The sequence below is a fragment of the Mycobacterium sp. genome, assembly GCF_050700595.1.
Taxonomy (GTDB): Bacteria; Actinomycetota; Actinomycetes; order Mycobacteriales; family Mycobacteriaceae; genus Mycobacterium.
Genome location: NZ_JBOHHI010000013.1, coordinates 12,498 through 30,226 on the forward strand (window position 1 = coordinate 12,498; position 17,729 = coordinate 30,226).

19 protein-coding genes are annotated in these 17,729 nt (G+C 64.4%); 10 read left to right on the plus strand and 9 right to left on the minus strand.

What is annotated here, in order from left to right; genetic code table 11:
- Positions 1-2: 2 nt before the first annotated feature.
- The 4 genes from ACRDTL_RS01040 to ACRDTL_RS01055 are packed head-to-tail and all read right to left on the minus strand — an operon-like array spanning position 3 to position 4,488.
- Positions 3-779 (minus strand): enoyl-CoA hydratase/isomerase family protein, encoded by a 777-nt coding sequence (locus tag ACRDTL_RS01040; RefSeq protein WP_431504870.1) that lies wholly within the window; start codon positions 777-779, stop codon positions 3-5.
- Positions 776-2,461: a long-chain-fatty-acid--CoA ligase gene (locus ACRDTL_RS01045; RefSeq protein ID WP_431504871.1), complete on the minus strand. Its 1,686-nt coding sequence runs from the start codon at positions 2,459-2,461 to the stop codon at positions 776-778. The genes ACRDTL_RS01040 and ACRDTL_RS01045 overlap by 4 nt, the downstream gene beginning before the upstream one ends.
- Before the next feature lie 9 nt (positions 2,462-2,470).
- Positions 2,471-3,646, minus strand: a complete 1,176-nt coding sequence (locus ACRDTL_RS01050; RefSeq protein WP_431504872.1) for a thiolase family protein — start codon at positions 3,644-3,646, stop codon at positions 2,471-2,473.
- Entirely contained in the window at positions 3,643-4,488 is an 846-nt protein-coding gene (locus tag ACRDTL_RS01055) for a CoA transferase (RefSeq protein ID WP_431504873.1), read from the minus strand. The genes ACRDTL_RS01050 and ACRDTL_RS01055 overlap by 4 nt, the downstream gene beginning before the upstream one ends.
- A gap of 102 nt (positions 4,489-4,590) precedes the next feature.
- On the opposite strand from ACRDTL_RS01055, the gene ACRDTL_RS01060 reads away from it, so the two are divergent.
- From ACRDTL_RS01060 to ACRDTL_RS01070, 3 genes are all read left to right on the plus strand, one after another.
- The gene (locus ACRDTL_RS01060) at positions 4,591-5,229 is read left to right on the plus strand and encodes a TetR/AcrR family transcriptional regulator (RefSeq protein ID WP_431504874.1); all 639 of its coding nucleotides are present in this window, start codon (positions 4,591-4,593) and stop codon (positions 5,227-5,229) included.
- A gap of 141 nt (positions 5,230-5,370) precedes the next feature.
- Positions 5,371-5,580: a helix-turn-helix transcriptional regulator gene (locus ACRDTL_RS01065; protein ID WP_431504875.1), complete on the plus strand. Its 210-nt coding sequence runs from the start codon at positions 5,371-5,373 to the stop codon at positions 5,578-5,580.
- Complete coding sequence (locus ACRDTL_RS01070; RefSeq protein WP_431504876.1) at positions 5,577-6,818, plus strand: type II toxin-antitoxin system HipA family toxin; 1,242 nt, start codon at positions 5,577-5,579, stop codon at positions 6,816-6,818. Before ACRDTL_RS01065 ends, ACRDTL_RS01070 begins: the two co-directional genes overlap by 4 nt.
- A gap of 10 nt (positions 6,819-6,828) precedes the next feature.
- On the opposite strand, the gene ACRDTL_RS01075 is transcribed toward ACRDTL_RS01070, so the two are convergent.
- Positions 6,829-7,398, minus strand: coding sequence for a thioredoxin family protein (locus ACRDTL_RS01075; RefSeq protein ID WP_431504877.1), 570 nt, complete (start codon positions 7,396-7,398; stop codon positions 6,829-6,831).
- 101 nt (positions 7,399-7,499) lie between these two features.
- Here ACRDTL_RS01075 and htpG point away from each other — a divergent pair, with 101 nt between their 5' ends.
- Together htpG and ACRDTL_RS01085 are read left to right on the plus strand one after the other, a co-directional pair.
- Positions 7,500-9,461: a molecular chaperone HtpG gene (gene htpG, locus ACRDTL_RS01080; protein WP_431504878.1), complete on the plus strand. Its 1,962-nt coding sequence runs from the start codon at positions 7,500-7,502 to the stop codon at positions 9,459-9,461.
- 14 nt (positions 9,462-9,475) lie between these two features.
- Positions 9,476-10,315, plus strand: a complete 840-nt coding sequence (locus tag ACRDTL_RS01085; protein WP_431504879.1) for an SDR family oxidoreductase — start codon at positions 9,476-9,478, stop codon at positions 10,313-10,315.
- On the opposite strand, the gene ACRDTL_RS01090 is transcribed toward ACRDTL_RS01085, so the two are convergent.
- Complete coding sequence (locus ACRDTL_RS01090; RefSeq protein WP_431504880.1) at positions 10,312-11,166, minus strand: sulfurtransferase; 855 nt, start codon at positions 11,164-11,166, stop codon at positions 10,312-10,314. The two genes, ACRDTL_RS01085 and ACRDTL_RS01090, sit on opposite strands and share 4 nt — an antisense overlap.
- Positions 11,167-11,170: 4 nt before the next feature.
- Complete coding sequence (locus ACRDTL_RS01095; RefSeq protein WP_431504881.1) at positions 11,171-12,142, minus strand: aldo/keto reductase; 972 nt, start codon at positions 12,140-12,142, stop codon at positions 11,171-11,173.
- Positions 12,143-12,225: 83 nt separating this feature from the next.
- On the opposite strand from ACRDTL_RS01095, the gene ACRDTL_RS01100 reads away from it, so the two are divergent.
- The 4 genes from ACRDTL_RS01100 to ACRDTL_RS01115 all read left to right on the plus strand — a co-directional run bounded on the left by ACRDTL_RS01100 (position 12,226) and on the right by ACRDTL_RS01115 (position 15,088).
- Positions 12,226-12,990 carry an SDR family oxidoreductase gene (locus ACRDTL_RS01100; RefSeq protein WP_431504887.1) on the plus strand — a complete coding sequence of 255 codons (765 nt, stop codon included), beginning with the start codon at positions 12,226-12,228 and terminating at the stop codon, positions 12,988-12,990.
- A 22-nt stretch (positions 12,991-13,012) separates the two neighbouring features.
- Positions 13,013-13,744, plus strand: coding sequence for a DUF2652 domain-containing protein (locus ACRDTL_RS01105; RefSeq protein ID WP_431504882.1), 732 nt, complete (start codon positions 13,013-13,015; stop codon positions 13,742-13,744).
- A 17-nt stretch (positions 13,745-13,761) separates the two neighbouring features.
- The gene (locus ACRDTL_RS01110) at positions 13,762-14,196 is read left to right on the plus strand and encodes an SRPBCC family protein (protein ID WP_431504883.1); all 435 of its coding nucleotides are present in this window, start codon (positions 13,762-13,764) and stop codon (positions 14,194-14,196) included.
- A 196-nt stretch (positions 14,197-14,392) separates the two neighbouring features.
- Positions 14,393-15,088 carry a sensor domain-containing protein gene (locus tag ACRDTL_RS01115; protein WP_431504884.1) on the plus strand — a complete coding sequence of 232 codons (696 nt, stop codon included), beginning with the start codon at positions 14,393-14,395 and terminating at the stop codon, positions 15,086-15,088.
- A 5-nt stretch (positions 15,089-15,093) separates the two neighbouring features.
- Here ACRDTL_RS01115 and ACRDTL_RS01120 read toward each other — a convergent pair whose 3' ends face one another.
- Together ACRDTL_RS01120 and ACRDTL_RS01125 are read right to left on the minus strand one after the other, a co-directional pair.
- On the minus strand, positions 15,094-15,480 hold the full coding sequence (locus ACRDTL_RS01120) for a DUF2237 family protein (protein ID WP_431504885.1): 387 nt from the start codon (positions 15,478-15,480) through the stop codon (positions 15,094-15,096).
- A gap of 77 nt (positions 15,481-15,557) precedes the next feature.
- Positions 15,558-16,778: a cytochrome P450 gene (locus ACRDTL_RS01125; protein ID WP_431504886.1), complete on the minus strand. Its 1,221-nt coding sequence runs from the start codon at positions 16,776-16,778 to the stop codon at positions 15,558-15,560.
- 189 nt (positions 16,779-16,967) lie between these two features.
- On the opposite strand from ACRDTL_RS01125, the gene ACRDTL_RS01130 reads away from it, so the two are divergent.
- Positions 16,968-17,513: a TetR/AcrR family transcriptional regulator gene (locus ACRDTL_RS01130; protein WP_431504888.1), complete on the plus strand. Its 546-nt coding sequence runs from the start codon at positions 16,968-16,970 to the stop codon at positions 17,511-17,513.
- Positions 17,514-17,729: the final 216 nt, after the last annotated feature.

Here is a 17,729-nt window from a genome sequence, read left to right on the forward strand (position 1 = left end):
ACCTACTTTCCGGTGAACTGGGGCGCGCGCTTGGCGAGGAATGCCGCCTGGCCCTCGTGACTGTCGGCGGAATGCACCGCCACGTAGAAATTCCGCTTCTCGTGTTCAAGTCCCTGCGTCAATGAGGTTTCCAACGCGTGCACAGCGGCGTCCTTGGCCAGTGCCACCGCGAGCGGGGAGTTCTTCACGATGCGATGCGCCATCGCCAACGCCCGCGAGACGGCCTGGCCGTCAGCGACCACTTCGGCGATCAACCCCGCACTGCATGCCTGCTCGGCCTTCATGGGGTCGCCGGTCAACAGCATCGCCATGGCCTTGGATTTGCCGATCGCCCGGATGATCCGTTGGGTTCCGCCGGCACCCGGGATCGCCCCGATCTTCACCTCGGGGACCCCGAACTGAGCGGACTCGCCGGCGACGACGATGTCGCAGGCCAGAGCCAGCTCACAGCCGCCCCCGAGGGCAAAAGTTTCGACAGCGGCGATGATCGGCTTGGGAAACGCAGCGAGTGTCGACCAAAACTCGCCACCGAAATCTCCGGTCACCAGTGGCCGGGCGCGAATCGCGTCGAACGCGGTGATGTCCGCGCCCGCACAAAACATTCGGTCTGCGCCGGCGATGACCACGGCCAGCACCGTCTCGTCGGACCGCAACGCCGCCAACTCCGCTGCCATCGCCGCCAGCAGTTCGTTGTTGAGGCTGTTCTTCGACTTCGGGCGATTCATCTCGAGCACGGCCACCGCGCCGTCGCGGGTCGATCGCAGGATTTGTTGGTTCACTTGACCGCATCCTGGTAGACGTCGGCGTGTTCGGCTCGTAATACCTTCTTGTCCAATTTGCCCACACTGGTGCGCGGCAACTGCTCGACGAAGAGAACCATGTCCGGCATCTGCCACTTGGCGAACTGCCCCTCCAGACATCCGAAGATGTCGTCGCGGGTCAACTGGGCGCCTTCGACGGGGACCACGAGCGCTAGCGGACGTTCCTGCCACTTCGGATGGCTGATACCCACGACGGCGGCGTCTCTCACCAGCGGGTGCCCGACGATGGCGTTCTCCATGTCGATCGAGGAGATCCACTCACCGCCGCTCTTGACCACGTCCTTGACGCGGTCGGTGATCTTGAAATACCCGTTCGGGTAAATCATTCCCACGTCGCCGCTGCGCCAGTAACCGTCGAGGAAGTGATCGGCGTCGTCGTCGAGCTTGTGGTATCGCTCGATGACCCAGGGGCCACGCATCAGTACCTCGCCCACGCTCTCGCCGTCGTGCGGCAGGTCGTTGCCTTCCGCGTCGACGATCCGGATGTCGATCCCGGAGGTGGGCAGCCCCTGAAAACGCTTGAAGTCCCATTTTCCGTCATCGGTGAGGGTGCCCTGCAGCGACGGCTTGACGCCCATATTCATCGTTATCAACGGCGTCGTCTCCGTCGCACCGTAGCCGTGTACGAAATCCGCGCCGGTGAGCTCGTAGAAGTCGCGCATCAGCGACTTCGCCGGCTCGGTTGCGCCGGACAGCAGCCTGGTCCTGCTGAAATCCGGCTTCACGTCCAAGGTTTTGATGTAGTCCAGCATCGGCTGAAAGATCGCCGGCGCACCGTTGGCGACAGTCACGTTCTCCGCGATCATCGTGTCGACCAGCGATCGAGTGTTTTCAGCCAGGTAGCGGCCGGGCAGGATCACCTTCGCCGCCGCCCACATCGTGGTGTGCGGAAGACCCCAGGACTGGCCGTGAAACATCGGCGTGATGAGCATCGCGGTGTCCTCACGGCGCATGTTGATCGCAGCCGCCATCGCCATCGCGTGCAGGTAGCTGCCGCGGTGCGAGTAGTAGACGCCCTTGGGCCGGCCCGTCGTTCCGGACGTGTAACACGCACTGTATGCTGAGGTTTCGTCGATGACGGGCCAGTCGATCTCGGTGTCGGCCCCAGCCATCAGGTCTTCGAGGTGAAAGACGTTCTGCAGCGTGGTGTCGATCTCAGCGAGCGGCCGGTCCGACATCACGATCCAGCCCTTGACCTTCGGCACCTGCGGAGCCAATTTCTCGGCTATCGGTAGCAGCGTCTCGTCGACCAGGATCCATTGCGCGTCAGCATGGTCGGTGACGTAGCTGAGGTCCTCGGTGGCCAGCCGCAGGTTCATCTGCAACATCACCGCGGCGATACCGGGAATCGCCCAGCTGAGCTCGAAGTGCCGCTTACTGTTCCAGTCCAGCACCCCGACGGTGTCGGCAGGACCGACACCTAGTCCCTTGAGCGCGTTCGCCGCCCGCTTGACCCGAACGTATAAGTCTGCGTAGGTGTATCGTTCCCAGCCGCCACCAGGGGTGCGGTACACGACCTCCTGTTCCGGATAGGTGCGCACCGCATGCCTGATCAGGTTCGTGGTGTTGAGCTGATAGTGATCGCCGTGGGTCGACGGCAGGCCGCGAACAATCTCGCCGATTTCCTTGTCTCCGGCCATGGCTTCGCCTCAGATTCGTTCGATGATGGTGGTATTGGCGGTTCCGCCGGCCTCACAGATGGTCTGCAGGCCATAACGCTTTCCGGTGCGTTCGAGTTCGCACAGCAGATCGGTGAGCATCCGGGCTCCGGTCGAGCCGAGCGGATGCCCGATCGCGACCGAGCCGCCGTTGACGTTGAGTTTGTCGTCGGGAACGCCGAATTCGCGTTGCACCATCAGCGGCACCCCGGCGAAGGCTTCGTTGACTTCGAACAAATCGATGTCGCTGACGCTCAGGTTGGCCACCTCGAGCGCTTTGTGGGTGGCGTCGAGCACCGCGGTGAACTGGGTAACCGGGTCCGCGGCTGCGACGGTCATCGCCTGGAAACGGGCTCGCGGGACGAGCTCGTGGCGTTCCGCGTAGCCGCGGTCGGCGATCAGCAACGCCGCCGCCCCGTCGCTGATCTGCGAGGAATTGGCCGCGGTTGTGCTGCCGTCCGCGGCAAAGACCGGCTTTAGCGACGCGATCTTCGCCGGATCTATCTGTTCGCGGATTCCTTCGTCGGCGTCGATCGTCGAGGCCGACGGGTCGAATGGATCGGCGGTGATCGGCACTAACTGCTCGCGGAACTTCCCCGCCCGGGTCGCTGCGAATGCTCGTGCATGGCTTCGCATACTGAATGCGTCGAGTTCCTCGCGGGACATGGCGAACTTGGAGTTCAGCAGCTCTGAGGCTGCCCCCTGCGCTACCAAGTTGTCGTTGTAGCGGGCCAACTCGAGTGGTGAATACTGCGGGCCGAGTGGAGCGCCCGGCGCGAACGCCGGCGGCATCGGCACCTGCGACATCGATTCCACACCGCACCCGATCGCCAGGGCGTAGGTGCCGGCGATGACGCCGAATGCGGCGAAGTTGACCGCCTGCTGACCGGATCCGCATTGGCGGTCGATGGTGACCGCGGGCACCGATTCGGGTAGACCCGCGGCGAGCACCGCGTGCCGCCCGATATTTCCGGACTGGTGCTCATGCTGCATCGCACATCCGGTGATCACGTCGTCGATGTCACTGGCGTCGATTCGGCTGCGCTCAACCAGGTTTCGCAAGGTGTGTGCGAGCAAGTCGGCCGGGTGCCACCGGCTCAAAACGCCACCTCGTTTACCCACGGGCGTGCGCACGGCTCCGACAATCACTGCTTCGCGCGCGTTCAATTGGTTGCTCCTTGTTTGGGTTCGGCTATTCCGGCCAGCGGGATGTCAACCCGCGCGGCGACTTCTTCCCAGTGGCGCGTGCTTTGTCCGGCAAAGACTCGTGCGAGATCCTCATGGGTATCCGCTGCGCCCAGGGCGTCGAGGGTCCGCTTCTGGAAATGCGGTTCGATTGCACCCAGGGCGATATAGCCGTCGGCACTGGCGTAGATCCCGTAGGTCGGAGTCGCCCCACCGAGCGGGTCGCCGGGCCCGGCGATGCCGTACCGCACGGCTGCGCCCGCGTCGGCTGCGGCGTCCGCCAGTACGATCCGACCGTGTCGGACGGCACCGGAATTCGTCCTACCCAGCAGCGCCAGCAGGGCCGCGGACACGGCACGTTCGGCACCCAAAAGGTCCACGACCGGGACCGCCGGCATCAACGGCGGCTGCAGGGTGCCGTGCGCTGCCTGATAGGTCAGGTCGTGGCCGGGACGCTCCTCGAGGTCACCGTCGTAACCCACGATTTCGACGTGACAGAGCCCCGGATACCTGACATGCGCGTCGTCGAGCCCGAGCCTGCGTAGCGCCGAAGGGCGCACGGCGGTGAGCAACACGTCGGCAGCCGTCAGCTCGACGTCCAGCTTGGCGCGGTCGCCGGCATCCTTGAGGTCCAGAACCAGGACCGTCTGGTTTTTGACGAGCTCTGCGTACCAGCCGGGCGCCACCGCGGCCAAGGGGTCGCCGGTAGGGGGCTCCACCTTTGTTACCGACGCGCCGAAGCCCGCCAGCCGTGCCGCCGCGAGCGGGCCGGGGATGTTCACCGCAAGCGAGACGACGCGAACGCCGTTCAGCGTGCCCTGCACCGCAGCTCCTTCCTTTCGATCGACGTTACAAACGTACAATATTCTTTTCAACTGTACAATAATCCATATGAACAGTATGCTTGGCCTGATCAAGGGAGGCACATGGGACCGATCGCCGATCCACGCGCGGGCATTGACGACCTGACCGCCAAGGCGCGGATCCGTAACGCCGCCATGGACCTGTACGCGGAGTTCGGCGAGGACCGCACGTCGATGCGAAACGTCGCCGCGAAAGCCGGCGTCACCATCGGGTTGGTCGTCCACCACTTCAAGACCAAGGACGGAATCCGCAGCGCCGTCGAACAACTCGTCGTCGACTACTTCGCGCACGCAATCGCACGGGCACCCGCCGACGGAACGCCAAGCGAAGTGGCCGCGGCGCGCGACGCGTTCGTGAAGCAGATGCTCGAGTCGAACCCGGCCGTGGTCAACTATCTGCGTCGCGCATTGCTCGACCCCACGGGGCGCAGGGGCCAACTGCTCGAGCGGTTGACGGAGCTGACTCGGACTGAGCTGGTCAAAGCCCGCGCCGCCGGTATCGTGTCCAGTCGCCGAAGCGAATCCACCCAGATCATCGACGTCGTGGTCCGGCAGCTGGGGCAGCTCTTCCTGCAACCGATGATCGACACCATGTGGAATCAGGTCTCCGGTCCCGATGAGTCAGACGACGACAAACCGACGCTGGTGGTAGCTGTGCGGCCTCCGGTGGTCCGCGAGGTGTCGAAGACCACGGCAGGATAAGGCCGATCGAAAGTGTAGAAACACAAGCATAAGCGGTTGACGACGGCGCATCAGTCACCACATACTACTTATGCATGTATTCTCAAGCATAGGGGCGAAATGGCTGGTCCACGTCGGACTCGACTACGTTCTGAGACGACTATGCCTGAAACTGCACGCATAGGCCGGGCTTTTGCCGAGCGCCGGATCACGTTACGGCTCACCCAACAGACTCTCGCCGACCTCGCCGGTGTGTCCCGCTCCAGTGTCCATGCGTTGGAACGGGGAAGCGGCTCGATCAAGTTCGGCGCGGTCATCGAAATTGCCGAGGTATTGGGGATGCACGTCGACGTCAGCACAGTGGCCGAATGACGACACCAAGCCGGCTTGACCTGCGCGAGATCGCGAAAGCCGACGTGTATCTCGGTGACAATCTCGTTGCCCACTTGGTGCGCGGGCCGCGCGACACGGTCAGCTTCGACTACATTGCCGATCAGCAGCCGGACAATCCGAGCGTGCGCTACCGGTCGGTGTCGTGGTCGCTGCTACGCACGGGAGAGTACCCCGTTGTCACCACGGGTGGTGCAGTCCCAGCGTTCTTCGCGGGGCTCCTTCCCGAGGGGGTTCGCCTCGGTGTGGTGACCTCATCAACGAAGACCTCAGCCGATGATCACCTCACACTGCTGTTGGCCATCGGCTCGGACACGGTCGGCAACATCGCAGTGGTGCCCTCCGGCACCGATCCGGCTCGACCGTTACCGATGTTCGACCCGCAGCGTGACACCGACTTTCGGGTTGTGTTCGACAAACTGGTCGGCTCGGTTGATGCAGATCCTGTCGGATTGGCGGGAGTGCAGCCCAAGGTGAGTGCCGCGATGATGTCGACACCGACGCGGACTCGCTCCGGGCCGGCGATCCTCAAGCTCAATCCCGCGCAGTATCCGTTGTTGGTTGAGAATGAGCACTTCTTCATGTCAATGGCCGCTGCATGTGGATTACGAGTCGCCACAACATCTTTACTCCACGACGCGGATGGGCGCAGTGCATTGTTGGTGAGACGATTCGACCGCGACGGGGCGACACGCATCGCGCAAGAAGACGCCTGCCAAGTCGCAGACATCTACCCGGCTTCCAAGTACCGCATCAAGGCCGAGACCGCCATCACCACACTTGCCGAGGCATGCGCGCGCGGCGGTGGCTCCAAAGCAGCGGCGGCCCTCGAACTACTCAAAACCGTCGTATTCTCCTGGCTTATCGGCAACGGCGACCTGCATGGCAAGAATCTATCGATCTATGACCCTGACGGTGTGTGGCAACCGACACCTGCCTATGACCTGCTGTGTACCCAGCCCTACACGCGGTGGCGTGATCCCATGGCGCTCAACCTGTTCGGCCGGGCAAATCGGCTTACCCGTTCTCACTTCGTTGATGCTGGCGAAAGCATCGGCCTGCGGCCCCGCGCCACGTCAAGCATGATTGATTCGATCGTCGCCCCCGCACACGATTGGCCTGATCGATGCGGCGACATCGGATTCGATGACCGGCAGACCGAGCTTGTTGCACGAATGCTGCGCAAGAGAATCGGCAGCCTCAAACGGACCGATGGCTAAAGCCAAGGTCTTACCCGGGCTCGTTGCCCGGCTTCCACTTGATGTTGCAGCCGATGCTGGGGACTTGGTCATCCGGCACCGGCCGGCCCGACAGCACAGCCTGGACGGCCCGGTCGAGGTCGTCGCCGGTGACCGGCTGGTCGTTGCCCGGCCGACTCGCGTCGAACTGGCCCCGGTAGACGAGCTTGCGCTCCCCGTCGAAAAGGAACAGATCCGGAGTGCAGGCGGCCCGGAACATCCGAGCGACCTCTTGGGTCTCGTCGAGCAGGTAGGGGAAGGTCCACCCGTTCTGCTGGGCGAACGGGCGCATGTGCTCGGGCCCGTCTTGCGGATAAGCGCCGATGTCGTTGGCGTTGATCGCCACGACGGCCAACCCCTGGTCCATCCACTGGCGGGCCCGTTGCCCGAATGTCGGCGCGATATGGACGACGTAAGGGCAGTGGTTGCAGACGAAAGCCACCAGCAGGCCGGCGGCCGCGGCCAGGTCGGCCGGGCCGTGCAGCTTTCCCTCAGGGTCGGGGAGCCGGAAGTCGGGCACACGGGTGCCGAGGGGAAGCATCGTCGAGTTAACAGCAGCCATGGGCCCAGGATGCCATCATCCGGCCCCCACATCGAAGCCCGCTGCACACGGACGAATCCAGTGTCGCTACATTCCGATGTTGTGTCGTCGAACGGAGTCTCATGAACGCACGTGTCGAGCAGTTGGAGTTTCAGGCGGAGGCCCGCCAACTGCTGGATTTGATGGTCCACTCGGTCTACTCCAACAAAGACTCGTTTCTGCGGGAGCTGATCTCGAACGCCTCCGATGCACTTGACAAGCTGCGGATTGAAGCGTTCCGGAACAAGGACTTGGACGTCGACACCTCCGATCTGCACATCGAGATCGAGGTGGACAACGACGCACGCACTTTGACCATTCGCGACAACGGCATCGGTATGACGCGAGCCGAGGTCGTCGATCTGATCGGCACCCTGGCCAAGTCGGGTACCGCCGAGCTGCGCGACCAGCTTCGGGAGGTTCGGGACGTTAAAAACGCAACCGCACCGGAGGAACTGATCGGCCAGTTCGGTATCGGTTTCTACTCGGTCTTCATGGTCGCCGACAAGGTCGAACTGCTGAGCCGCAAGGCCGGTGAGAGCGAGGCCACCAGGTGGGAATCAAGCGGTGAGGGCACCTACACCATCGAATCCGTCGACGATACTGCCCAGGGGACGTCGGTCACGCTGCACCTGAAGCCCGCAGACGCCGAAAACGAACTGCACGACTACACCGCGGAACCGACGATCAGAAATCTGGTCAAGAAGTACTCCGACTTCATCGCCTGGCCGATCCGGATGGACGTCGAGCGACGCAAACCGGCCAGCTCGGATGAAGAAGGCGCAGGCAGTGAAGAGGTCGTCACGAAAGAAAACGAGACCCTCAACTCGATGAAGGCGCTGTGGGCCAGGCCCAAAGATGAGGTCTCCGACGAGGAGTACAAGGAGTTCTACAAGCACATCGCGCACGCCTGGGACGACCCGCTCGAGGTCATCGCGATGAAGGCCGAGGGCACCTTCGAATACCAGGCCTTGCTTTTCATCCCGTCACACGCCCCGTTCGACCTGTTCACCCCCGACACCAACATCGGAATACAGCTGTATGTCAAGCGCGTGTTCATCATGGGCGATTGCGACCAGCTCATGCCGAGCTACCTGCGCTTCGTCAAGGGCGTCGTCGACGCACAGGACATGTCGCTCAACGTTTCCCGCGAAATCCTGCAGCAGGACCGGCAGATCAACGCGATCCGGCGCCGCCTGACCAAAAAGGTCCTCGCCACGATCAAGGACCTGCAGTCCGAGCGGCCGCAGGACTACCGCACCTTCTGGGCCCAGTTCGGCAGGGTCCTCAAGGAGGGCCTGATGTCGGACTTCGACAACCAGGACACCTTGCTGCGTATTTCGTCGTTCGCTTCGACACACAGCGACGAGGAACCGACCACCCTCGCCGAGTATGTCGAGCGCTTGAAGGACGGCCAGGAGCAGATCTTCTACGCCACCGGCCAGTCGCGTGAGCAGATCTTGAAGTCGCCGCATCTGGAGGCGTTCAAGGCCAAGGGTTATGAGGTGCTGCTGCTGACCGACCCGGTCGACGAGGTCTGGGTGGGAAGCGTGACCGAGTTCGACGGCAAGCCGCTGCAGTCGGTGGCCAAGGGCGAGGTCGACCTCGACTCCGAGGAGGAAAAGACCGCGCACGAGGCCGAGCGCGAGGAGCAGGAGAAAGACTTCGCCGGCCTGCTGACCTGGTTGAAGGAGACGTTGAGTGATCACGTCAAGGAGGTGCGGCTGTCCACCCGGCTGACCGAGTCGCCGGCCTGCCTGATCACCGACGCCTTCGGGATCACACCGGCTCTCGCGCGTATGTACCGGGCTTCGGGGCAGGTGGTTCCGGTCGGGAAACGGATACTCGAACTCAACCCGAATCATCCGCTCGTCACCGGTTTGCACCAAGCACACAAGAAGGCGGACGACGATGCTTCGCTCACCGAGGTCGCCGAGACCGCGGAATTGCTGTACGGCACAGCCCTTCTCGCCGAAGGCGGCGCACTCGAGGATCCGGCCAGGTTCGCCGAGCTGCTCGCTCACCGGTTGGCCCGCACGGTGTAAGGGCGTAGGGCGGCATGGGCGTCTACGCGGTCACCGGATCGGCCTCGGGCATGGGGCACGAGGTCGCGCAGAAGCTGCGCGACGCCGGCCACACGGTGATCGGGGTCGACATCAAGCAGGCGGACATCGTCGCCGATTTGTCGACCGCCAAGGGACGCCAGGCGGCCGCCGCCGGCGTATTGGCGGCCTCGGGGTCCAGACTGGACGGCGCGGTGCTCGCGGCCGGTCTCGGTCCCGGACGGACGGCCGACCGCGCCCGCCTGATCGCCCAGGTCAACTACCTCGGCGTCGTTGACCTACTTGACGCGTGGCGGCCGGCACTGGCCGCCACCGGCCGCGCGAAGGTGGTTGTTTTCTCCAGCAACTCGACAACGACAACGCCCATGGTCCCCGCGCGCACCGTCCGGGCACTGCTCGGGCATGACGCCGAGAAGGCGGTTCGCTCCGTGCGATTTTTCGGCAAGAACGCTTCGGTATTCGCCTACGCCGCATCCAAGGCCGCAGTGAGCCGTTGGGTTCGACGTGAGGCGGTCACACGCGAATGGGCGGGCGCCGGCATACGCCTGAATGCTCTTGCTCCGGGGGCGATCATGACACCACTTCTGGAAGAACAGCTGTCGACACCGAAGGAGGCGAAGCGCATTCGCTCGTTCCCTGTCCCGACCGGCGGGTTCGGGGACGCTGGGCAGCTGGCCGACTGGGTACTGTTCATGCTTTCGGATGCTGCCGACTTCCTATGCGGGAGCGTCGTATTCGTTGATGGTGGGTCGGACGCGTACTTCCGCGCTGACGACTGGCCGAAGCCGCTGCCGGCGCATCGACTGCTGTCCTATCTCAAGCGGTTCAGAGGTTAAACGGGACCGCGGGCAACGGGGCGACCCGGATCCGAACTCCATTCGGACCATGACCCGGGAAATAGCGCTGCCTCGCGACCCATCGCAGCGAGCGCGGCGACCGTGACGGTCGCGGTGACACCTGAACCGCAGTACGCACCGACGCGGCCGTCGCGTTCCACCCCGTGATCGGACAACAGTTCGCTGAGCGCACTATCGCCGAGAAACGTGCCGTCGCTGGCCAATACGGCGCTGCTGGGAATGTTCGTGGCGCCGGGGATGTGACCGGCAACCAGGTCGACCGGCTCAACCTCGCCCCGGAAGCGTTCCGGTGCGCGCGCATCGAGCAGCATCACGTCTCCTGCCCCGGTTTGTTGTGCGGTCAATGTAGGTCGACTCCCGGCATACAAATCATGCTGCGGCACAGTCACATTCCCGAGTTGCGGCGTGACCCCGCCGGTGTCCAGGTGCCCTCCGGTTGACCGCCACGCAGCCAGGCCGCCGTCCAGAATGCGGACATTCTCGAGCCCGGCGGCGCTCAACACCCACCACGCCCGCGCTGAACCGGCCCGATTCCAGTCGTCATAGGCCACAACCGGCACGTGCGGCCGGATGCCCCACCGGCGTGCGGCGGCCTCGATGCTGCGTCCGGATGGCAGCGGGTGACGGCCCAGGCCGCTGACCGTGTGATCGCTGAGCTCGTCCTCGAGTGACACGTACACCGCACCCGGTAGGTGGCCCTGCAGGTAGGCGGCATACCCGTCCGGCTCATCGAGCCGCCACCGCACATCGAGGATGGTCACCGGATCGCGAGCCTGGAGGAGACCGGCCAGCTCCGCGGCGGTGATCAGCACTCGGGCGCGCGCATCCACCGATTCAGTGACTGCCGAGCTTCTCGCGGACCATGCCGGTGAGAAAGCGCCTCGCCGATACCGGTCGGAACGCGCGGGCCGCGTCGGTGAGCGCGGCGCGGGAATCCGCGCTCAGGTCGATGTCGGCGGCGGCGACATTGAACTCGAGCTGCTCGACACCGGACGCGCCGGGAATGGCGACCACGCCGGGCAGGCTGATCAGCCAGGCCAGCGCCACTTGTGCGGGCTTGGCGCCGACTTGGGTTGCGACGTCGCGCAAGGTCTGCAGCAGCGGCTCGATCCGGCGCAGGTTCTCCGTGCCGAACAGCGGGTTGATCGCGCGAACGCCACCGGGCCGGTTGTCGACACCGTACTTGCCGCCCAGCAGCCCCTGCGCCAGCGGGCTGTAGGCGATCACGATGCGATTCTCGCGCTGGGCGAAGGGAACGAGGTCGTCGAGTGCCTGGGGATGGGCGAGCGAGAAGTGCACCTGGTTGCTGATGACCGGACGTCCGAGCGCAGCATCGGCCTTCTGCCAACGTGACAGCGAATAGTTCGATACGCCCGCCGCGCCGATCTCGCCGGTGTCGAGCAGCTCGCGCATTCCCGGCATGATCACCGAATCGGGGACTACCGGATTGGGCTGGTGGATTTGATACAGCGGGATGCGGTCCAGCTGCAGGCGGCGCGCGCTGGCGCGCTCGCGCTGCTTGATCACGGCGGGGAACGGCGCGATCGGCATGATCTTGCTGGCCACCGCAACCTCGGCGCGTCGGTCGCCGAGTGCCTCGCCGAGGATCCGTTCGCTTTTACCCAGCCCGTATACCTCGGCGGTATCGAACAGCGTGACCCCCAAGGCGAGGGCGCGTTGCACGATGTCACGGGCGGCGCCGGACGCGTAGCGGTCCCCATAACCCCACTCACGCGAGCCGAACTGCCAGGTGCCCAGCCCGATCCGGCTGACTTTTCCGATTCCCTCGACGTCCAGATACTTCATAGGCACACCGTACTGGGAACCGCGGCCGCTACGCTGTGCCTGCAGCAAGCTCGTTACAGGAGAGGGCGAATATGTCAAGGACAGTGGTGATCGGCGCCTCGAGTGGACTCGGGCGGTGTATCGGTGTCGGCCTGGCCCGGCGCGGCGCTCAGGTCGCGCTTCTCGCCCGCCGTCGTGAGCGTATCGAGGCTGCGGCGAAAGACGCGGGACCGGACGCGATCGCCATCGAATGCGATGTCACCGACGAGGCATCGTGCCGATCGGCCATCAACAACGCCGCCGACGCGCTCGGCGGCATCGACCACCTCATCTACACACCCGCGGTGGGGCCGCTGGTCCGGATGGTCGATACCGACGCCGAAACGTGGCGGCGCGTCTTTGATACCAATGTCATCGGTGCGGCGCTGGCGACGGCGGCGGCGGTGCCGCACTTGACGGCCTCCGCGGGCAAGGCGATCTACCTCTCGTCCGACGCAGGCACTTTCGGGCCGCCGTGGCCGGGCCTCGGCGCATATGGCGTCAGCAAGGCCGCACTCGAACGACTCGTGGATGCGTGGCGGGCCGAACATCCCGACATCGGCTTCACCTGCCTCGTCGTCGGGGAGTGCGCGGGCGGTGAGGGTGATGCGCAGACCGGAATGAGCATCGGCTGGGACTCCGAGCTGGCGATGAAGGCCTACCCGCAGTGGGTGTCGGGTGGCTGCATGCCCGGCAGGTTGATGCCCGTCGAGGACCTCATCGACGTGGTGCACACCATCCTGCGTACCGATGCGTCGACGTCGATGCCGCTGGTGGTTGCCAGAGGGGCACCCGCCGGCACTGCTGTTCTGCCCTCCGGTCAGCAGTAAACACGACTACACTGCCCAACTCATGGCCATCCGGCGCGCCGTTCTGCTCATCGCCGACATCGGTGGATACACGCACTACATGAATTGGAATCGACTGCACCTGGTCCACGCGCAACTGACGGTAGCGACGCTGCTGGAGGCAGTCATCGACGCCGGGAAAGGCCTGAAGCTGGCGAAGCTGGAGGGCGACGCCGCGTTCTTCTGGGCACCAAACGGTGACGCCAAAGTGCTGGTGTGCGAGCGGCTATCGCGGATGCGCCAGTCGTTCTACGCACGACGGGAAAGGATCAAAAAGGACCACAGCTGCGAATGCGCGAGCTGCGCGCAGCTCGACAACCTGTCGCTCAAGTTCGTCGCGCACGAGGGCGAGGTGGCGGAGCAACGGGTCAAGCGCCACGCCGAGCTCGCCGGTGTCGACGTCATCCTGGTGCACCGCATGCTGAAAAACCAAGTACCAGTACCGGAATACGTGTTGATGACCGACGTCGTGACACAGTGCCTCGACGAGCCCTTCCGCAAGCTTTGCCTGCCGCTGACCCACGACTTCGAAGGCATCGGACAAACGTCCACTCACTACATCGACCTCGCCACGTCCGGCGCACCAGTGACTGTGCCAGAGCCCAGCACCGCCGGCCGGCTGGCAGCGAAGCTGAGGTCGGAGGTGAGCGCGTTGCCGTACCTGGTGGGCATCAAGGATGCTTGTGCGGGCTTCCGTAATCTGGGCCGCGGCACCGCAGGCGTGCCGCCCGCATGAATCAGGCAGGAGATCTCATGGTCGAGCTTCACGTCGAACGGACGATCGCCGCACCTCCGGAACGGGTTTTCGACCGGCTCGCCGACCCGGCCAGTTTGTGTGCCGCTCCGTTGGTTCTCAAGGCCGGTTGGGCACGGGGCTCGTCGGGGCCGGGTGCGGGTGCGCTGCGGAAGGTGTTCGGGGTTGGCACGTGGTTCCGCGAAGAGATCACGGCCTACGATCGGCCGCGCAGCTACTCCTATCTCATCGTCGGCTCGTTCCCGCCCTTCGTTCACGAGGGCGGCACGCTGACGTTCGCTCCGCGCGGCGACGGCACCCATGTCGACTGGGTGACCCGCTACACCCACCCGGCTTACGTGGGCGGCAAGCTGCTGGAGCCGGTCAGCCGTCGGTTGCTCCAGTCGAGCTTCTCGGCGGTCCTCGCGGGCTGCGCGGAGGCACTGGAAAGCTGATATGTCGGCGGTGCGGAAGGCTTTTCCCGCGAACTATTCGAACGGCGTCTGAGATCACCTGCCGTAACTAAAAATTGATAAATTTCCTGGTAGTACGCCCCTCGGGTCGCGGTAGGCTGAACATACGCATGTTCTACGGGCAATCGGCAGAGCGATCGGCGATCGGTCGGAATTACGGCGGGAGGGGCCTGAATAGATGCGCCAGCTAGCGGCTGGGTGCGCCGTTGCCGGCCTCTGCATTCTCACCGCCGGTTGCGGCAGCGCCAACAACCACGCAGCCAAGACCACGACGACGACCACCACCACCACATCGATCATCGCGCGCCCCATCGTGGAGCGTGAGATAGACCCGTTGCCGCTCAGCCCCGAGCAGATCAACGCCGCGATGGGGGCGAAGAACATGGCGGTCACCAAAAAGCGCGTCGCGATGTCTGACGACAGCGCCACTATGAAGCCCAGGGAGTGCCTGGCCATCGACGGCTCGGCGCAGGCCCAGGTCTATGACGGCAGCGGATTTTCCGCCGTGCGCGACGAGGCGCTCAACGACGGGGACAACTTCACGCATTTCGCCGAGCAGGCGATGGTGTTGTTCCCGATTGCCAAACAAGCCGACGCCTTTTTCACTACCTCGGCGAAACAGTGGCCGGCCTGCCGTCACTACACCCACATTCAGTCCGGCACGGAGTGGACCGTGGGACCGGTGTCCAACGCCAACGGCGTACTGAGCGCCATTGCCACCCAAGAGAATGCCAGGGCCGGCGGTTGGGCGTGCGGGCGCGCGCTGGCGGTACGCAACAACGTCATCGTCGACGTCAACACCTGCAGCGCCAACCCCGCGAATACGGCCGTCGACATCGCCAACCAGATCGCCGCCAAGGTGCCGACGCGGTAGGGCCGTTAAAGGTCACCCACATCGTCGGGCACGTCGACGGCGTGCTCCCGCAGCGCATCCAGGGGCACCACGTCGAGGGTGCGCTCGTGAGTGCAGGCCAGCACAACCGGGGCGGCGTAGCCGTCCTGGTAGGCCCGCAGCCAGTTCAGCGCGGTGACGCACCAGCGGTCGCCGGGCACAAGTCCCGGGAACCGGTACTCGGGCCTCGGCGTCGACAGGTCATTGCCGATGGCGCGTTGGTGCTCCAGGAACTCGGCGGTGACGACGGCGCAAATGGTGTGCAGGCCGAGGTCTTCGGCCCCGGCCGAGCAGCAGCCGTCGCGGTAGAAACCGGTGAGCGGCTCGGTGCCGCACGGTTGCAGCGGGTCACCCAGGACATTGCGATCAGGCATCGTCCCAGTATCCCCGGGTGCGCGGCTGCCGGAGTGGGCCGTCGGAGATGCGACCCACGGCGACCCGCTCATTTGGACTATTCGCAGGCCAGGTGCAGGCGTTCGAGGCGGCGAACGAGGAGGCTCGGCAGCCACCGCCCGGTTTCAGCGGCGTCGAATTTCGAGGTGTGTTCCAGGAGGTGACTGAGCACGATCTGGCCCTCCAACCGGGCGAGCGCGGCTCCGACGCAGAAGTGGACGCCCTTGCCGAAGGTGATGTGACCCTTCCCCGCGGGACGGTCGAGTCGGAATTGGTTGGGATCGTCGAAGTGCGATGGATCGCGGTTGGCTGCCCCCCACAACAGCACTAGGCGCGAACCCGCTGGAAGGTCAATGCCGCACAACGTCGTGTCGCTGACGACGTGGCGGTAATGGCCCCGGAACGGCGGTTCGTAGCGCAATACCTCCTCCAGGAATGCGCCGAGCAGTTCCGGTTGGTCACGTACCTGCTGTTGGATATCGGGACGGGTTGCCAAAACCCAGGCCGCGGAACCGATTAACGAGGCGGTCGATTCCCCACCGGCACTGAACAGCGTCATCATCATCGCCAGGGCCGTTAAGTCGGCCAGTTCGCCTGCCGCGCATGCGGTCGCGAGGTCACCGAGCAGGTTGTCGCAGGAGTCGGCCGTAGCTTGGTGAAATTGTTCGGTGATGTAGCCGCCGAGTTCCATCACCGCGATACCTGCGGCGGTCAGTTGTTCGGAGTTAACGAGCCCTTCCACGACCTGGGTTGCGGCGTATCCCCATCGGACGAGCCTGTCGATGTCGTCGCCGGGGACGCCGATGATCCGTCCGACGACCATCATCGGCAGCCGATTCGCCACGGCGCTCATCCATTCGATGTGTCCGTCGTGGATGTTGGCGTTCCATAACCGATCGGTTGTCGCAGCGATGAACGGCTCGAAGGCGCGGATGCGCTTCGCTGCCAGTTGCGGTGTCAGCGCCTTCCGATGGATGGCATGCGCGGGGTCGTCGGCTGTGGCCAGCGCCTGGGTCTGTCCGCCGAGTTCTCCGACCTGGAACGCTGCCACCGTACCGTCGGGCTGGTACATCATCGTCGCGGTCAGGTTCGAGGAGAAATCCTCTGGACGCGCGATGGCGTCGCTGATTGCGTCCCAACTGCACACCGCATAGAAGCCGGAATCGCCGATCGGGTGCACCGGCCCCTCCGCGAGCATGCGCTCGTAGAGCGGATAGGGGTCTTGAACGAACTGATCGTGAAACAGCGCGATGCCGAGGCGGCCATCCAGCGTCGTCATTTCTTCAACTTGGGCGGCATTCGCCTGCGGCGTCAAGCTGTTCGGACGAAGTTGCAATCGCTGACCAGCGCTGAGGATGGCCGTCGTCTCACGGGATGCGCTCTTACCTGGGCGACGGCTGAATCGTCGGCCCATTTTTGTCTCAAATTTGAGAAGATGAATCGCGTACGGTGCGAGAGGCTTGTATCGATGGTTCGAGACGACTGGGTCGTTGGTGGCGATCGCCGCACGGTTGCCGCGGACCGCATTTACGCGGCCGCCACGGAGCTTGTTGTGCGCGATGGGCTGGATGCCTTCGACATCGACACCCTGGCCGCCCGAGTCCACTGTTCTCGCGCCACCATCTACCGCTATGCAGGTGGCAAAGCGCAAATACGCGACGCCGTTGTGATGCGCATGGCAGGTCGGATTGTTGAAACCGTTCGGCGCGCCGTTGACGGTCTAAGCGGGCCTGAACGCGTGGTAACCGCGATCACCGTGGCGCTGGAACAGATCAGGTCGGACCCGATGCGCCGACTGATGCTTGACACGGCCGCCGCCGCTGATCTGGGCGACCTGCACTCCTCGCCAGTCCTGGCCCGTCTCGCCGCCGATCTCACCGGCATCACCGACGATGACCCCCAGACGGCACAATGGATCGTCCGCGTGGTCATTTCGCTGGCATACTGGCCAATCGGCAGCAGCCGTCTTGAAAAAGAGATGCTGCGGCGCTTCGTTGCACCGGCATTCAAATAACTCACACGGCCCGGCTAGGCGACCGCAGTCCACGCCGCTTACCGGTCTTCGGATCGACGCCGAAGCTCTCCCGCACACCGTCGCGCTAGCCCGAAGTTCCCCCTGATGGGTTGAGGTGTGGGCGTTGACCTGGCGTTTTGGGTGGCTTACTGCCTACGTGTAGCCCAGGCGGTGGGAGACGTCGAGGAGTTCGAAGGCTCGTCGCTGTAGTGGGGT

Bases quoted from the DNA above. Each gene is read 5' to 3' on its own strand.
- ACRDTL_RS01095 (WP_431504881.1), bottom strand. From the start codon at position 12,142: ATGAAGTATCTGGACGTCGAGGGAATCGGAAAAGTCAGCCGGATCGGG.
- htpG (WP_431504878.1), top strand. From the start codon at position 7,500: ATGAACGCACGTGTCGAGCAGTTGGAGTTTCAGGCGGAGGCCCGCCAA.
- ACRDTL_RS01070 (WP_431504876.1), top strand. From the start codon at position 5,577: ATGACGACACCAAGCCGGCTTGACCTGCGCGAGATCGCGAAAGCCGAC.
- ACRDTL_RS01085 (WP_431504879.1), top strand. From the start codon at position 9,476: ATGGGCGTCTACGCGGTCACCGGATCGGCCTCGGGCATGGGGCACGAG.
- ACRDTL_RS01045 (WP_431504871.1), bottom strand. From the start codon at position 2,461: ATGGCCGGAGACAAGGAAATCGGCGAGATTGTTCGCGGCCTGCCGTCG.
- ACRDTL_RS01130 (WP_431504888.1), top strand. From the start codon at position 16,968: ATGGTTCGAGACGACTGGGTCGTTGGTGGCGATCGCCGCACGGTTGCC.
- ACRDTL_RS01065 (WP_431504875.1), top strand. From the start codon at position 5,371: ATGCCTGAAACTGCACGCATAGGCCGGGCTTTTGCCGAGCGCCGGATC.
- ACRDTL_RS01110 (WP_431504883.1), top strand. From the start codon at position 13,762: ATGGTCGAGCTTCACGTCGAACGGACGATCGCCGCACCTCCGGAACGG.
- ACRDTL_RS01105 (WP_431504882.1), top strand. From the start codon at position 13,013: ATGGCCATCCGGCGCGCCGTTCTGCTCATCGCCGACATCGGTGGATAC.
- ACRDTL_RS01115 (WP_431504884.1), top strand. From the start codon at position 14,393: ATGCGCCAGCTAGCGGCTGGGTGCGCCGTTGCCGGCCTCTGCATTCTC.
- ACRDTL_RS01125 (WP_431504886.1), bottom strand. From the start codon at position 16,778: ATGACGACGCTGGATGGCCGCCTCGGCATCGCGCTGTTTCACGATCAG.
- ACRDTL_RS01120 (WP_431504885.1), bottom strand. From the start codon at position 15,480: ATGCCTGATCGCAATGTCCTGGGTGACCCGCTGCAACCGTGCGGCACC.
- ACRDTL_RS01060 (WP_431504874.1), top strand. From the start codon at position 4,591: ATGGGACCGATCGCCGATCCACGCGCGGGCATTGACGACCTGACCGCC.
- ACRDTL_RS01075 (WP_431504877.1), bottom strand. From the start codon at position 7,398: ATGGCTGCTGTTAACTCGACGATGCTTCCCCTCGGCACCCGTGTGCCC.